General features: G+C 63.7%; 11 protein-coding genes. 4 read left to right on the forward strand and 7 right to left on the reverse strand.

Annotated features, from left to right (window positions below; genetic code table 11):
- Window positions 1–43 precede the first annotated feature (43 nt).
- From ACHWUQ_RS10695 to ACHWUQ_RS10710, 4 genes are all read right to left on the reverse strand, one after another.
- Complete coding sequence (locus ACHWUQ_RS10695) at window positions 44–1,015, reverse strand: XdhC family protein (protein WP_394681101.1); 972 nt, start codon at window positions 1,013–1,015, stop codon at window positions 44–46.
- On the reverse strand, window positions 1,002–1,607 hold the full coding sequence (locus tag ACHWUQ_RS10700) for an NTP transferase domain-containing protein (protein WP_394681102.1): 606 nt from the start codon (window positions 1,605–1,607) through the stop codon (window positions 1,002–1,004). Before ACHWUQ_RS10700 ends, ACHWUQ_RS10695 begins: the two co-directional genes overlap by 14 nt.
- A gap of 411 nt (window positions 1,608–2,018) precedes the next feature.
- Window positions 2,019–3,017, reverse strand: a complete 999-nt coding sequence (locus ACHWUQ_RS10705) for a hypothetical protein (protein ID WP_394681103.1) — start codon at window positions 3,015–3,017, stop codon at window positions 2,019–2,021.
- A 243-nt stretch (window positions 3,018–3,260) separates the two neighbouring features.
- Window positions 3,261–4,199, reverse strand: a complete 939-nt coding sequence (locus ACHWUQ_RS10710; RefSeq protein ID WP_394681104.1) for a LysR family transcriptional regulator — start codon at window positions 4,197–4,199, stop codon at window positions 3,261–3,263.
- Between the two features lie 104 nt (window positions 4,200–4,303).
- On the opposite strand from ACHWUQ_RS10710, the gene ACHWUQ_RS10715 reads away from it, so the two are divergent.
- The 3 genes from ACHWUQ_RS10715 (at window position 4,304) to ACHWUQ_RS10725 (ending at window position 8,606) form a co-directional block, all read left to right on the forward strand.
- Entirely contained in the window at window positions 4,304–5,440 is a 1,137-nt protein-coding gene (locus ACHWUQ_RS10715) for an iron-containing alcohol dehydrogenase (RefSeq protein WP_394681105.1), read from the forward strand.
- 112 nt (window positions 5,441–5,552) lie between these two features.
- Complete coding sequence (locus tag ACHWUQ_RS10720; protein ID WP_394681106.1) at window positions 5,553–6,884, forward strand: MFS transporter; 1,332 nt, start codon at window positions 5,553–5,555, stop codon at window positions 6,882–6,884.
- 129 nt (window positions 6,885–7,013) lie between these two features.
- A complete protein-coding gene (locus tag ACHWUQ_RS10725) occupies window positions 7,014–8,606 on the forward strand; it encodes an aldehyde dehydrogenase (NADP(+)) (RefSeq protein ID WP_394681107.1) in 1,593 nt (530 codons plus the stop codon).
- 174 nt (window positions 8,607–8,780) lie between these two features.
- Here the strand turns inward: ACHWUQ_RS10725 and ACHWUQ_RS10730 are convergent, their stop codons facing one another.
- Window positions 8,781–9,221, reverse strand: a complete 441-nt coding sequence (locus tag ACHWUQ_RS10730; protein WP_239812590.1) for a hypothetical protein — start codon at window positions 9,219–9,221, stop codon at window positions 8,781–8,783.
- A gap of 359 nt (window positions 9,222–9,580) precedes the next feature.
- Between ACHWUQ_RS10730 and ACHWUQ_RS10735 the strand changes: the two genes are divergently transcribed.
- Window positions 9,581–13,663, forward strand: coding sequence for a CheR family methyltransferase (locus ACHWUQ_RS10735; protein WP_394681108.1), 4,083 nt, complete (start codon window positions 9,581–9,583; stop codon window positions 13,661–13,663).
- 331 nt (window positions 13,664–13,994) lie between these two features.
- On the opposite strand, the gene ACHWUQ_RS10740 is transcribed toward ACHWUQ_RS10735, so the two are convergent.
- Both ACHWUQ_RS10740 and ACHWUQ_RS10745 read right to left on the reverse strand, forming a co-directional pair.
- Window positions 13,995–14,486, reverse strand: coding sequence for a hypothetical protein (locus ACHWUQ_RS10740; protein ID WP_312463207.1), 492 nt, complete (start codon window positions 14,484–14,486; stop codon window positions 13,995–13,997).
- 287 nt (window positions 14,487–14,773) lie between these two features.
- Window positions 14,774–14,953: a hypothetical protein gene (locus tag ACHWUQ_RS10745; RefSeq protein WP_394681109.1), complete on the reverse strand. Its 180-nt coding sequence runs from the start codon at window positions 14,951–14,953 to the stop codon at window positions 14,774–14,776.
- Window positions 14,954–15,013 lie beyond the last annotated feature (60 nt).

Below are 15,013 nucleotides of genomic sequence, written 5' to 3' on the forward strand. Positions count from 1 at the left end.
CGCACCGGTCCGCTGCAGTCCATCCGCTCGCCCTCGGATACGGTTAGCGGCGGGGTTGCAGAATGCTGTTCTTCACGGCCAGCACTTCGGCCATCGCGCTCACCGCGATCTCGGCCGGGGTCTTGCTGCCAATAGGCAGGCCCACTGGCGAATGCAGCCGCTGCAGCGATTGCTCCGTCTCGTCAAAGTGCTCGATAAAGCGTCGCTTGCGGCTGTCGGCGTTGCGCCGCGATCCTATCGCGCCGACAAAGAAAGCCGGGCTGTGCAGTGCTTCCAGCAGCGCCAGGTCATCGAGCTTGGCGTCATGGCTCAACGCCAGGATGCAGCTGCGCGCGTCCGGCTTCATGCGGCGCACGGCGTCGTCCGGCATCTCGGCGCTGAGCTGGGCGCCTGCCACCGACCAGGTGTCGCGGTGCTCGATGCGCGGATCGCAGACAGTCACCTCGAAGTGGTTGAACAGCGCCATCACGGCCACATACTCTGCCAGTGCGCCCGCGCCGATCAGCAGCATGCGGTACTGGGGCCCCAGGGTGACCGAGAGCCTGGCACCATCAAATTGCACCGCCGCAGGTGCCGAGGCATCTGCCAGGCTGACCCGCCCGGATTGGCAATCGACCGTGCGCTGCACCAGCCGCCCCGCTTCCAGACGTTGCACCAGCTCATCCATCACCGCTGGCGCCGGCGCAAACTCCAGCAGCAATTCCAAGGTGCCGCCACAGGGCAGGCCAAAGCGGTGGGCCTCGTCAGCCGTGATGCCATAGCGCAGCAGCTCCGGCGTGGACTGCGGCAGGGGACTGGCGCCATAGGCGCTGGTGTAACGGTGCACCAGATCGTCCTCAATGCAACCGCCGGACACCGAGCCGATGCAGGGCCCGTCTTCGCGCAGCGCCATCATCGAGCCGATGGGGCGGGGGGACGATCCCCAGGTCTTGACGACGGTCACCAGCATGACGCGGTAGCCGCTGGCCAGCCAGCCGCGCGCGCAGCGCAGCACCCGCGCATCAACGTTTTCCATCGCCGGCCCCCTGTGCAAAAGCTCCGCTGGCCAGCAGCGCCTGTGCCCGCGCCAGGTCATCGCAGGTGTCGATATCGATGGCTATGCCAGGATCGTCCAGCAGCAAGCTGTGGGCCGTTCCCGCTTGCCGATGGGCACGCACAATGGCACTGGCCCCTGTGTCGCCCTGCAGCTGCAGCAATGCCTCACGGCAAGTTCTGTCAAAACCCACCGGGTGGCCCTGTTGACCGCCACATTGTGGCACTACCACCGCATGCGTGGCCAGGCTTTGCGCCACTGCTACCAGGCTCTGCGCGCGGACTAAAGGCAGATCGCCAGGCAGGATTAGCCAGCCATCGGCGTCTGCCGTCGCCGCCACGCCCCGGGCAATCGAATAGCCCATGCCGTCCATCCCGGAGGATGAAACACCCTCGGCCCGGCGAACCACATGGCAGGGCAGGCCGGATGCCACAACGCTGCGCAGCACCTGCGCCAGCACCGTCCCATCGCCCAGCATCGCGTCGAGCTTGTAGGTTGTACCGCCCGAGTGCGCAAAGCGCCGGCCGTGGCCGGCGGCCAGTACAACCACGGTAGGCTTGAAGGGAGGCGGCATCTGGCAAGACCTAGGCATCGCTGCGTTGTGCGAGCGGCAGGCTGACCGGTTGCCGCTGGGTGCGGAGCAGGGTGTGGGTGGCAGGCTGAGGCACAGGCAACTTTCTCATGGGGATGGCACGGCGCATGGCGCACCGGCAGTGATGCTCCTGCTGGATGCGCATGCCAACCATCGCGGGAACGCATGGGTGGAGCTGGTAAGTGTAGTGAGTGCCCCTGTGCCCGCCATCTCCGAAACCGAGGCAGCGTCTGTCAGACCAGATGGACAGTGGAGCCATGGCCTGGCGGCTTTGTCCGGCTGCCGCGCGCTCCTGTGTGCCGGCCTGCGGGCGCATGCCAAGCGATGGGCCGGTGTTGCGGCTGGGGACCTCGCTGGTCCCTCAGCGTCTCCGGACCGTGCCAGGCACTCCCTTCAGTCTGCCTGCGGCGCAGGTGGCGCTGCTGCCGGGGTTGCCGCCGCTGCAGCTTGCAGCTTGGCCAGGTGGCGCTTTCTCAGGCTGTCCGTGGTCTGGTCGCACAGCTGCTGTGTGGCCGCTTGCAAGGTGGGCAACAGCACGCAGGCGCCTGGCGAACTGCGGAAGGCCGTCTCCTGGACCTGGTGGACATAGTCCAGCTCGCCGTCGCCTTTCTTGATGGTGTAGCGGAACTGGAACTGCGTGACGGCGGGCTTGTCCGCCAGCGAGCCGAGCACGGCGCCCAATATCCCGACCGCCAGGTTGACACCGACGGAGTAGTTATGTCCGCCGCGAATGGCGCGGTCAATATAGGCGGCGCTGGCGACAGCGCTGCCAATGGCCGCCCCCGCGTGCGTGCCCGGCGTGGATTCGTCGACACCCTGCACGTCGATGATGGTGCCGAACTCCGCCGCTGCGAAGTAGTCGATACTGTAGTTCGCTTCCAGCAGCTGGCGTTCTGGCGCCGCCAGCTCATCCCATACCAGCCGCGACAGCTGCAGGTTAGGGCGTGGTGCCAGCAGGTACTTGTCCGAGGTGCCCAGCGACACATCCTTGGATGGGTAGGCGCTGGGCGCCAATTCGCCATTCAGGTAAGGCCGGTACTCGCTCAGTGCCATCGTGCGCGAGCCGCTGTGGACGCGTTCCACCGTCAGGCTGTCCCGGCTGACGGAGCAGACCAGCGGATCGCCATCAGAAACCATGGCCACGTTCACCGCCCACTGTTCGGACAAATGCTGGTTGCCATCGTTCTTGACGTCGGTGGCATTCGGAAACTCAGCCAGGCAAATCGTCACGTACTTCTCAAAATTCCGGGCGGCTTCGCGCCGTGAAGTTTCCACATCCTGGTAGATCTTCAGCTGCTCATCCTGAGACATGCGTCCCTGGTAGGCATAAGGCGTGCATCCTCCCAGCAGCGCAAGGCTGGCCGCTGCGGCCGCGATCTGCTTGGTCTTCATGTGCTATTTGTCATCCACTTTTGTTCATTCATTCAAACTCTTAAAGCGCATGGGGTGGTGCATCTTTATCTATCCCCGCCATCTGGGGCGCACCAAGGTATCTTTGAATCTGAATGGGTTGGCCCCTGCAAGGCAGGGCTGCGCTGCCCGATCCTAGCAGTGTTTTTATTACATTGGGTTACGAGTGTGCGCTTGAGGCAACAGTATGCGCAGCTGGGCGTGCCGCTACCGTCATTGCTGAGTTCAGTCGTTCTCGTGGCCGCACAGCGCATCCACCAGCAGCCCCAGTGCAGCGCTGCGGGGCGCGCCCTTGCGCAGCACCAGCTCATAGGGCTCGCTGCGCGATTGCAGGGTCAGATCGATGATGCCGACCAGGCCGTTGCGCGAGAAGTAGGTCGCGATGTCGTCGGAGACCAGGGCCACCAGGTCGTTGTTGCGCCCGAGCATGGTGACGGTGGCCAGCGCCGAAGTGGTTTCGATCAGGTGCGAGGGGAAATGGAGTCCCGCTTCCTGGAACTCGCGCTCCAGCAAACGGCGCATTGGCATGCGGGCGCGGTACACCAGCCAGCGGCTGTCCTGCAGGTCTTGCAATTGCACGGCCTTGGCGCCCATGGCAGGGTGGCGCACGCTGGCAATCACCGACAGCGACTCCTGCTTGATGAACAGGGAGTCATAGACCTCGGGCGTGCGGCTGACCGAGGAGCGGCAGATCGCCGCATGGATCTGGCCGCGTTCGATCATGCCCAGCAAGGTCTCGCTGGTGTCCTCGATGATCTCCACCGACATATGCGGCTGGCGCGCGAGCACGTTCGACAGCGCATCGGACAGCAGCGGCACCGCGCCCATGATGGTGCCGATGGCCAGGTGGCCGCCGACGCCGCTGGCGATGGCATCGAGCTCAAAGCGCAGCTGGTTGATGTCCGACTGGATCAGGCGGGCGAAACGCAGCGCGCAGTGCCCGGCCTCCGTCGGGATTAACCCTCGGTTTGTGCGTTCGAACAGGTCCACCTGCAACGTCGACTCCAGCTCGCGCAGCGCCTTGCTGGCGCCCGGCTGCGTGAGGCCGACTTTGTCCGCGGCGCCAAGCAGGGAGCCGCTTTCCTCGATGGCGATGAGCAGGCGCAGCTGCTTGGCATGCAGGCGCGACATGACGGAATTGAGGCTGGGGATGCCGCTGGCCATGAATAAAAGTTATATCGGTATGGGAAGTCGTCAGTGTACCGAATGGGCCGTGCTGCCTAGACTTCGGGCCTTCTGATAGCAATGGATATAACTGGTAAAACGTTATGGCTCTGATCAACTATGTGACCGAAGTGCGCTTTGGCGCCGGTGTGCTGGCGGAACTGAAGGAAGTGTGCGAGAAGCTGGGTATTACCAATCCTTTGATCGTGACCGACAAAGGGGTGGAGGCCGCTGGCATCATCGACCAGGTCAGGCAGGCGCTGGGCACGGCCCGGTTCGGCCTGTTCAACGGCACGCCGCCCAACCCGTCGGAGACGGCCGTGCGCGCCGGCGTCGAGGCGCTGAATGGCAGCGATTGCGACGGCATCATCGCCGTGGGCGGCGGCTCGTCGATTGACCTGGCCAAGGCGGTGGCGGTATCGGCCCGCCATGCCGGGCCGCTGCGCCAGTTTGCGCTGATCGAGGGCGGTGCGCTGAGGATCACCGCCGCCACCTTGCCCATCATCGCGGTGCCCACCACGGCGGGCACCGGCAGCGAAGTAGGGCGTGGCGCCATCATCATCCTGGACGATGGCCGCAAGGTCGGCATCCTCTCGCCCCATGTGATTCCCAAGGTTGCCATCTGCGACCCCAACCTGACCTTGGGCCTGCCGGCGGGTCTGACGGCCGCCACCGGCATGGATGCGATTGCGCACTGCATCGAAACCTTTCTGGCGCCGTCCTTCAACCCGCCGGCTGATGGCATTGCGCTCGATGGCCTCTGGCGCGCCTGGCGCCATATCGAAGTGGCCTTCCGCGATCCCGCCGATGTGGAGGCGCGCACCAACATGATGAGTGCCTCGCTGCAAGGTGCGCTCGCCTTCCAGAAGGGCCTGGGCTGCGTGCACAGCCTCAGCCATTCGCTGGGCGGCATCAACCCCAAGCTGCACCACGGCACCCTCAACGCCATCCTGCTGCCAGCGGTGATCCGCTTCAACCGGGGCGCGGAGTCGGTGGTGCGCGACAACAAGATCGCGCGCCTGGCGCAGGCCATGGGCCTGCCCGAGGGCGTGTCGGTGGAGGAAGCCCTGGTCACCAAATCCCGCGCACTGCAGCTGCCCACCGGCCTGGCCGAGCTGGGGGTGACCGAAGACCTGTTTGAGCGCATCGTCAAGGGCGCGCTGGCCGACCACAGCCACCGCACCAACCCGCGTGAGGCCAGCGCAGACGACTACGTCGAGATGCTGCGCCAGTCGATGTAATCCGGCACTTTCTACAAAACAGACGCAAGCCCGGCCTGCCGCCGCAACGGCCGGCAGGCCGCAGGCTTGCGCACAGGCAGACATTGATAAACCAACAACCCGAGGTGGAGACATGAGCAGCAGCTCTCTGAATCACACGGCCACGATGGCCGACAAGGAAACCATGGTTCCGGATGCGGAACGCAAGCGCGCGCTGATTGGCAGCGCCGTGGGCAGCACCATCGAGTGGTACGACTACTTCCTCTACGGAACCATGTCGTCCATCATTTTTGCCAAGCAGTTTTTCCCCAGCGACAACGCGCTGGTCAGCCAGATGCTGTCGCTGGCCACGTTTGCGCTGGCCTTTCTGATCCGCCCGATTGGCGGCGTGATCTTCTCGCACATCGGCGACCGCATTGGCCGCAAGAAGACCTTGGCGATGACCCTGTCGATGATGGGCCTGTCGACCGTGCTGATGGGCCTGCTGCCCAATTACGCGCAGATTGGGATACTGGCGCCCATCCTGCTGACGGTATTGCGCCTGCTGCAAGGCCTGGCGCTGGGCGGTGAGTGGGGCGGCGGCGTGCTGCTGGCGGTCGAGTATTCGCCCCGCAAGAAGCGCGGCTTCTACGGCGCCGTGCCGCAGACCGGCGCGGTGCTGGGCCTGGCGCTGGGCAACATCATCACCTCGCTGCTGAGCGCAAGCATGAGCGAAGAGGCCTTCCTCTCCTGGGGCTGGCGCATTCCTTTTGTCGGCTCCATTGTGCTGGTGATGGTCGGCATGTGGATCCGCAATGCGGTGGGTGAGACGCCCTCGTTCAAGAAAATCCAGGCCAGCCGCAGCAGCGCGCCCATTCCGATCAAGCAGACCCTGCAGTTCCACTGGCGGGAAGTGCTGATCGCCATCGGCGCCAAGGTGGTGGAGACCTCGACCTTCTTCCTCTACGCCACCTTCACCATCTCGTACATGATGGACCACGGCTTTGCCCGCGCGACGATTCTCAATATCGTGCTGGTCTGCGCGCTGATTGCCTTCCCCTGCATGCTGTTCTTCGGGCACCTGTCGGACAAGATCGGCCGCAAGAAGGTCTTTATCGGCGGCAGCATCGCGTTCATGCTCTGGATCTTCCCGTACTTCTGGCTGCTCGATCAGAAATCCGTCGGGGCGGCGGCGCTGGCCGTCGGTGTGGGCCTGGGCATCATCTGGTCCAGCTATGGCGCGATGATAGGCACCCTGCTGGCCGAGGCCTTCCCGCCGGACATCCGCTACACCGGCATGTCGCTGGGCTACCAGATTGGTGCAGCCCTGGTGGGCGGCCCGATGCCGCTGATTGCCACCGCGCTGATCGCCTACTACAGCGGCAGCTATGTGCCGGTGGTGGTCTTCCTGGTGCTCTGTGCGCTGGTCTCCATCGTCGCCGTCGGCATTGCCCGCGACCGCAGCGGCCTGCCGCTGGACGAGTGATGGCCTGAATGCTGGCCTGAGTGGACCTGCCGCAGCGCTGCTGGCCTGCGGTGGGTCTTGACCTTCCTGGCGGCCTTCGCGCATCCCCTTCATCTTTTCCCCCAACGCAACTTCTTGAGGAAACCCTCCATGCAGATCACTGGAGACATGGTCATTGGCTACCGCACAGTGCGCGGCACCAGCGGCAGCCAACGCGCCTTCAACCCCACACTGAACGCCCCCATTGCCGAGCCCGAGTTTGGCCTGGGTGGCGACCACGAGGTCGAGCTGGCGGCCCGCATGGCCGCTGCCGCCTTCGACCCGTATCGCCATCTGCCGCTGGCGCAGCGCGCGGCCTTTTTGGAGGCGATTGCCGAAGAAATCCTGCAACTGGGCGATGCGCTGATCGAGCGCGCCCATGCGGAAAGCGGCCTGCCGATGGCCCGGCTGACGGGCGAGCGCGGCCGCACCGTGGGCCAGTTGCGCCTGTTTGCCCAGGTGGTGCGCGACGGGCATTTTCTGCGCGCCACCATCGACACCGCCCAGCCCGATCGCCAGCCGCTGCCGCGTGCCGATCTGCGCCTGGCCAAGATTCCGCTGGGCCCGGTGGCAGTGTTTGGTGCCAGTAATTTTCCGCTGGCGTTCTCGGTGGCTGGGGGTGACACCGCATCGGCACTGGCCGCTGGCGCGCCGGTGATTGTGAAGGCGCACAGCGCGCATCTGGGCACCTCCGAAATGGTGGCGCGGGCAGTGCAAAAGGCCGCGCAGCGCCAAGGCATGCCCGAAGGCGTTTTCTCGCTGCTGGTGGGCGCAGGCCGTGGGCTGGGCGAGGCGCTGGTGGCCCACCCCGAGATCAAGGCCGTCGGCTTTACCGGCTCGCGCCAAGGCGGCCTGGCGCTTTTGCGCATTGCCAACCACCGTGCGGAGCCCATCCCCGTCTATGCCGAGATGAGCAGCATCAACCCCGTCTTCTTGCTGCCCCAGGCGCTGGCTGCGCGGCCCGAGGCGCTGGCCCAGGGCTTTGCCGATTCGCTGGCGATGGGGGCAGGGCAGTTCTGCACCAACCCCGGTTTGGTGCTGGCCATCGACAGCCCCGCGCTCAGCACCTTCATCAGCGCGGCAGCCACGGCCATCCGCGCCAAGGGCGCACAAACCATGCTGACTGCCGGCATCCACCAGGCCTATGAGGCCGGCCGTGCGCAGCTGCAAGCCGCTGCCGGCGTGGAGCAGCTGGCCGCCGGCGTGGCCGCCGACCATGCCAACGCAGCCCAGGCCGCGCTGTATGTGACCAGCGCCCAGACCTGGTTGGCGAATGAGGCCTTGCAGTCGGAGATGTTCGGCCCAGCCTCCATCGTCGTCAAAGCCAGCAGCGTGGAGGAGTTGCTGCAGGTCGCCCAGCACCTGGAAGGCCAACTGACCGCCACCTTGCACCTGGAGCAGGGCGACCACGACAGCGCCCGCGCGCTGCTGCCGGTGCTGGAGCGCAAGTGCGGCCGCATCCTCGTCAATGGCTTCCCCACCGGCGTCGAAGTGAGCCACGCGATGGTCCACGGCGGCCCCTTCCCCGCCACCTCGAATGCCATGTACACCTCCGTCGGTGCCAGCGCGATCGACCGCTTCCTGCGCCCGGTCTGCTACCAGGACCTGCCCGATGCGCTGCGGCCCGTGGCTTTGCAGAATGGCAATGCGCTGGGGCTGTGGCGGTTGGTGGATGGGAAGCCCAGCCAGGGGACGGTGGGCTGAGGTTGGGTGCCAGGGCGCTGCAAGGGCTCTTTTGAGTAGCAAGCCAGGCGTTCCACCGCAATGGGGCGCCTGGCTCTCTGGGTGGAGGTAGCGCGCATCACCGGTGCCCGTCTTGCTGCGCTGGAGCGCCTGTTTTTGGTGGCGCGCACGCTGCCGCCACCACCTGGCGCGCGCTTATACCTTGGCGAGAAAGGCCGCCGCGTCACCCGCTTCGCACTTCCAGTCCGCGAAGACGCCCACCAGATTGCATTCCACGCAGTGGCAAGCGATGTAGTACCAGCGCACGTCATGTGTGCCCTTGTACACGGAGACGCCGGACACCAGCTCGAACACCTCGTTCTCACACACGCAGGCATGCCCCTCGGGGGTGGCTTCTTCCAGGTAGTCCGCGCTGTCGCCCATCAGGTGTTCCTGCCCGCAGTCGCTGCAGGTGCGGATGGCCACGCCGGCTTCTTCATCGGTCTGCAGCGCAAAAGTACGGCAGCCGCAATCGCATTTGGACGAGGCAAACCGGGTGGCCTCATAGCCATTCGCGACGCTGTAGCTGCGCAGCTCGGCCTGGGTGTCGCCGGACGTCGTCCCGTACATGAAATCGCCCTTTTTCGTCAGTGCCATTGGTGTTGTTCCATTCTTCAAGGTGGGCATACCGGCAGACCTGAGCCCAGGCTGCCTCGATCGGCTGGATTTTGCCTGAATGCACGGTGAATCGGCGCGAAGGGGCCAGGGCGGGGGTGGTTGCCGACCATCCCCCCGCCAAACAGGCCGCGCTGTAGGTGACCAGCACGATCCTGACTTTGTGGCGAAAGCCTCTTGGCGCTTTGGCACAAGAAAGGTACGCAATTCAGGCGCAATCTTAGGCGGGCTGTAACGGTATATCGCCCATAATGTTCCTTCGCCGATTCGGGCAACAATATCTCGCTTAGCGTTGGACTCACTACCAGGTCGGTCCTGGGCGGGCTTCAGAGGGACGCATCATGAGCGAACACAATACCAGCCCGCCGTGTAAAACCATCCAGTTGTCAACACTGCCATTTCCCGTGGTGGGCATTGGCGCTTCCGCGGGGGGCATTTCAGCAGTCATTCGTCTGCTACAGCATGTGCCGCGCGACAGTGGCATGGCTTTTGTGGTGGTGCTGCACCTGTCGTCCAACCACGAGAGCCACGCGCCGGAGATATTTCAGCACGCAACGCCGATGAAGGTCGTCCAGGTCAGAGAGACGACTGCCATCGAAGCGGACCATGTCTATGTGATAGCACCGGGCTCTCAGCTGCAGATGGATGACAGCCACCTGGTCGTCGAGCCGGGCCAGCGTCCCCGCGGTGCCCTGGTGACCATCGATGTGTTTTTCCGCACGCTCGCCATCGCGCATCGTGAGCGGGCGATTGCGCTGGTTCTGTCGGGTGGCGGCAGTGACGGCTCCGTGGGCCTTGCCGAGATCAAGCAGGAAGGTGGCGTCACGATGGTGCAGAAGCCTTCGGACGCAGAGCACTCCAGCATGCCCAATGCGGCTGTGGAAACGGGCCTGGCCGACTTCATACTGCCGGTACACGAGATGGGCCAGAAGCTGGTGGACTTGTGGCAAAACGCCCGCACCATGCTGCTGCCCCAGGTGCCCGAGCCGCAGCCTGAGGCATCGTCTTCTGCAGAGATCGAGGACGAGATGGCGCAGAGAGCCATCCGCGACGTTCTCGATATTCTGTTGCAACGTACGCAGAATGATTTTCACCACTACAAGCTGGGGACGGTACTGCGACGGCTGCAGCGAAGGATGCAGATCACCCGTCAGCCCAGTCTGCAGCATTACCGCGAATACCTGGTCAGCCATCCGCAAGAAACCGGCCCGCTGCTGCAGGACATGCTGATCAGCGTGACCAGCTTCTTTCGTGACCGCGAAGCCTTTGACATGCTCGACCAGCTCTACGGGCAGTTGCTTGCCAAGCAGCGTCCGGAGCAAGCCAGAGCTTGGGTGGTAGGTTGCGCGACCGGTGAGGAGGCTTACTCGGTGGCCATGATGCTCAACGACCACGTGGCCGAGATGAAGAGCGTGAGTGCACAGATATTCGCATCGGACATCGACGAGCGGGCCTTGGCCCGCGCGCGTACGGGCCACTATCCATCGGGCGCCGCCCACGATATCTCTGCGACACGTTTGCGTCGGTATCTGGAGCCCACCGACAACGGCCTGCGTGTCAAGAAGGCACTGCGCGAGCAGATCCTGTTCACCCGCCACAACGTGTTGCGCGATGCGCCTTTCTCGCGGGTCGACATCATTTCATGCCGCAATCTGCTGATCTACCTGGACCGTTCCATCCAGATTGAGGTGCTCAAGGTCTTCCACTTTGCATTGAATCCGGGCGGGCTGCTCATCTTGGGCTCGGCGGAAACGGCAGACGCCATGCCCAACCATTTTGCGGTGGTGGACAAGAAGCACCGCATCTACCGCGCCACCCCATTGGCGGCTCAGCGCCGCGAGTTGCTGCCGCTGCGCACGGTCTCGATCCCTACCGCACCCGTGCCTGAGCTGGAATCGCAGTCATCTCCGATTGCTGATCTGCACCAGCGTGTTTTGCAAGTCCATGCTGGCGTCAGCATTTTTGTCGATGCGCAATTCAAGATACTTCACACCAGCAAGGGTGCGAGCCATTATTTGCGCTATGCCGAGGGCCAGCCCTCGCAAGGGCTGATGGAATCCCTGCTTCCCAAGCTCGTGCCATCGCTGCGTCCAGCGCTGTTGCTGGTGGCGCGCGAGGGCGGCAGCGCAGCTGCCCGGCCGGTCACCATCGATGGAGAAGTGGGCCCGATTGTGGTGCGCATGTCTGTGTATGGCGGCTCGCTAATGGCTGCCAGCGGCCAGTTGCTGATCAGGTTCGAAGAGGTGCATCAGGACCTGGGTATGGGCAGTGAAGGCGTCGATCCCGCCGTGGATATCCTGGAGAGGGAGCTGCAGCGGCTGGGACAGCAGCTGCAGGGGACACTGGGTGAATCGGTCTATTCGGACGAGGCATTGCGCGCCTCGAATGAGGAGCTGCAGTCGATGAACGAGGAAATGCGTTCAACGACGGAAGAGCTGGAAACCAGCAAGGAAGAACTTCAGTCGGTCAATGAGGAACTGTCTACCGTCAACTTTGAGCTCAAGCACAAGGTGGAGGAGGCGGACCGGGTCAATGACGATCTGAGCAATCTGATCGCGTCGATGAACATCGCCACGCTGTTCGTAGACCGCGATCTCCGCATCAAAGGATTCACACCGCTGGCAAGCTCGGTGTTCAGCGTTCTGTCGTCGGATGTCGGGCGGTCCTTGCTGGACCTCACCCACCGCCTCAAGCATGAGGGGCTGAGCGAAGATGTGCAGCATGTGATCGCCACCCTGAGCCCGATCGAGCGCGAGCTGGCTTCGGCAGATGGCCGCTGGTACCTGATGCGTGTCTCGGTCTACCGCACCAGCGAAAACCGTATCAATGGCGCCGTGCTCAACTTCATTGACGTAACCGAGCGCCGCCAGGCGCAGGAGGCCGTACGCGTTCGGGACGAGCGCCTGCGCATGGTGGCAGAGACCACGCGTGACTATGCGATGGTCACCATGGACAGTGCAGGCGCCATCACGGGCTGGAACCGAGGCGCCGAGCTGATGTTCGGCTACACCGAGCTGGAAGTGCTGGACCAGCATTTCCGCATGCTGTTTTCACCTGAAGACCGCCAGGCCGGTCAACCCGAAGAAGAGCTGCGCCAGGCCCTTGCAGAGGGCCGCGCTCTGGATGAGCGTTGGCATCTGCGCAAGGATGGTTCGCGCTTTTACTGCAGCGGAATCACCAGCTGCTTTTTTGAGGGCACCACCCATGCGTTCGCAAAGATTGCGCGCGATCTGACCGAGCGGCAACGCTTGGAGAAGCAGCAGGCCGATCTGCTGCGTGCCGAGCAGCAGGTGCGCAAGCGCCTGGAATCCGCTACCGCCGCGCGCAGCGAGTTTCTGGCGGTGATGTCCCATGAGCTCAAGGGGCCGCTGAACCTGATGCTCTTGAACGCCGAGGTGCTCAGCCGCGCCGAGCAGATCCAGTCCGCTGCTCCGCTGATCCGGGCCGCTGAAAACATCAAGCGCACGGTGCGCTCGCAGGCACGCATCATTGATGACCTGCTCGACCTGTCGCGCCTGAACACCGGAAAACTGGCATTGCAGCCAAGCACCTTCGCCGTTCGGCCATTGATTGATCGCATCATTGAAGCGATCCAGGTCCATGCACGCACCAAGCAGATTTCGGTGAGCTGCAGCGGAGACGATGTCACCATCGAAGCCGACCCTATTCGCATAGAGCAAGTCATCTGGAACCTGGTGAGCAATGCCGTCAAGTTCACGCCGCCTGGAGGCACGGTCAAGGTGGCTGTGGGCGAGAGCGATGGCTGGGCTTCCATCTCGGTAGCGGACAGCGGCAAGGGCATTGCGCCGCAGTTTCTCCCGCATGTCTTTGACATGTTCATGCAGGAAGATGGCAGCGCCTACACCCGCAAGTCCGAAGGGCTGGGGATTGGGCTTGCGCTCGTCAAGAGTCTTGTAGAGCTGCATGGCGGTGAGGTGGGTGTGACTTCCTCCGGGCTTGACCAAGGTGCCTGTTTTACCCTGCGTCTGCCCTTGCTGGTCGGCTCCAGGGGCAGCCCGCAGCCCGGAAAGCCCGGTGGGCTGCCGTCGCAGGGCGTGCGCGTGCTGCTGGTCGATGATGACGAAGATGCGCTGGAGCTGACATCACTGCTGCTGGAAGACAGTGGTTTTGCGGTAACCAAGGCGGGAGATGCCAGCCAAGCCATTGCGCATGCCCAGCAGTCCGATTTTGACGTGATCGTTTCTGATATTGCGATGCCCGTCATGGACGGGCGCCATATGCTCAGGGAGCTCAAACACTTGCCGGGCACGGCCAATGCAGCGGCCATCGCGGTCAGCGGCTTCGGGCGGCCGGAAGATGAGCAACTGTCGCTGCAGGCGGGGTTCGACCTTCACCTGAAAAAGCCCATCACGATCCAGGTGCTGGTGACCGCCATCGGCATGCTGCTGGAGCGGGCGCGCTGAGATCAGCAACGCAGTTGCAAGCTGGGCACAGGCGGCTCCTCGTGGCTTGGGCTGATGACCTGGCCTATGGGTGATGACGAAATGCTGGGCGGCTCCGGGGAAGCCGTCCGACACAAACCATGCGGTGGAGACGAAGCTGTGCCAAAGCAGGCAAGAGTCGCCGGGAACTAGTAGACTTGCCGCCGCCGTCGGCCCAGCTTCACATCTGGCCCATCCCCCATCCGCAAAAAACGCCGTCCCCACAATGAACCCGGACTCCTTGGCCGCCAGGCGCAGCAACGTCGCAGCGATTTCTTCCGGCGTGCCAAATTGGGCCAGCGCGGCCTGAAGCTCAGTCCTCGCCGGGACGCGGATAGCCTGCATCGGCCCAACGTTGCGCAGACGCTCGGCTGAGGCTATGGTCCGGCCGGACGCGAACCTTGGCCAACGCGCTGCCATCCTCTGCGGTGGCGGTGAGGGTCGCGGAGGGATTGTCCTCGTCGGGCTCAATATCGAGAGAGACGGTCACGCGCGATCCATTCACCACGATCTGGATGTCCTTGTGCAACTGGGCCGCCAGGTGCTGCTCATGCCGCCGCATGACTTCGTGGGCAGTCTTGACGAGGGTGTTGAAGGCAGAAACGTCAAGCGGCTTGGGATTTTTCTTGTCGCGGCCCATCGTCCATGGCCCCACCAGGCTGGGCTCGGCCTGGCCGTCCTGGGTCATGGCAACCGCCCAGCCATCGTCGTCTTCATTCTTGATGACGCGGGCCTCCCAGCCGTTGTGATGCCAAAGGCAGTCTTCGAAGACGGAGGCAGCTTCTTGTTGGAGCTCTTCAGACATTTTTGGGCCTTTGTGAAAACTATCAAGGGCAGAATTTTACTGTATACTCATACAGTCTTGCGTGCTTGGGTCTTATCTTAACGGTGTCGGCTTCAGAAGGTCGTCAGCAAGCCCGGTGTTCAAAGCGGCTGACATCAAAGATCCAGGCCGCGTAGTTGCGTCGATCGCTGGCATCCACAGCCTAAAGCTGTCACTGGCAGCAAATGCGTCAACTGCAGCTTCAAGACCCAGGCAGTAACTGCGGCGCAGCGGTCTAAGCCCATGCGCCGGCACCTGCTGCCCCCACCTCACATCTGGCTCATCCCCCCCATCCGCAATAATCTCTGTCCCCACAATAAACCCAGATTCCTTGGACGGCAGGCTGCAACGATGGCGCGGTGCTCGTCTTGTGACGCCTTGAGGCCGAAGCGGTGTGATTGCTGGGTGCGCAGTTGGATATCGATGCTGCGCACCAGGTCTTCGATCATCTGCAGCAGTCTGGCGCGGGCGCAGGCGGCACCTGCCCCCATGTTCATCAACGGGCTTGC

It is taken from the genome of uncultured Comamonas sp. (genome assembly GCF_964277875.1).
Taxonomy (GTDB): domain Bacteria; phylum Pseudomonadota; class Gammaproteobacteria; order Burkholderiales; family Burkholderiaceae_C; genus Comamonas; species Comamonas sediminis.

What these genes read in the sequence shown, in the direction of transcription:
- ACHWUQ_RS10725 (WP_394681107.1), top strand. Translation starts at nt 7,014, where the DNA reads ATGCAGATCACTGGAGACATGGTCATTGGCTACCGCACAGTGCGCGGC.
- ACHWUQ_RS10710 (WP_394681104.1), bottom strand. Translation starts at nt 4,199, where the DNA reads ATGGCCAGCGGCATCCCCAGCCTCAATTCCGTCATGTCGCGCCTGCAT.
- ACHWUQ_RS10730 (WP_239812590.1), bottom strand. Translation starts at nt 9,221, where the DNA reads ATGGCACTGACGAAAAAGGGCGATTTCATGTACGGGACGACGTCCGGC.
- ACHWUQ_RS10700 (WP_394681102.1), bottom strand. Translation starts at nt 1,607, where the DNA reads ATGCCGCCTCCCTTCAAGCCTACCGTGGTTGTACTGGCCGCCGGCCAC.
- ACHWUQ_RS10720 (WP_394681106.1), top strand. Translation starts at nt 5,553, where the DNA reads ATGAGCAGCAGCTCTCTGAATCACACGGCCACGATGGCCGACAAGGAA.
- ACHWUQ_RS10740 (WP_312463207.1), bottom strand. Translation starts at nt 14,486, where the DNA reads ATGTCTGAAGAGCTCCAACAAGAAGCTGCCTCCGTCTTCGAAGACTGC.
- ACHWUQ_RS10715 (WP_394681105.1), top strand. Translation starts at nt 4,304, where the DNA reads ATGGCTCTGATCAACTATGTGACCGAAGTGCGCTTTGGCGCCGGTGTG.
- ACHWUQ_RS10705 (WP_394681103.1), bottom strand. Translation starts at nt 3,017, where the DNA reads ATGAAGACCAAGCAGATCGCGGCCGCAGCGGCCAGCCTTGCGCTGCTG.
- ACHWUQ_RS10745 (WP_394681109.1), bottom strand. Translation starts at nt 14,953, where the DNA reads ATGATCGAAGACCTGGTGCGCAGCATCGATATCCAACTGCGCACCCAG.
- ACHWUQ_RS10695 (WP_394681101.1), bottom strand. Translation starts at nt 1,015, where the DNA reads ATGGAAAACGTTGATGCGCGGGTGCTGCGCTGCGCGCGCGGCTGGCTG.
- ACHWUQ_RS10735 (WP_394681108.1), top strand. Translation starts at nt 9,581, where the DNA reads ATGAGCGAACACAATACCAGCCCGCCGTGTAAAACCATCCAGTTGTCA.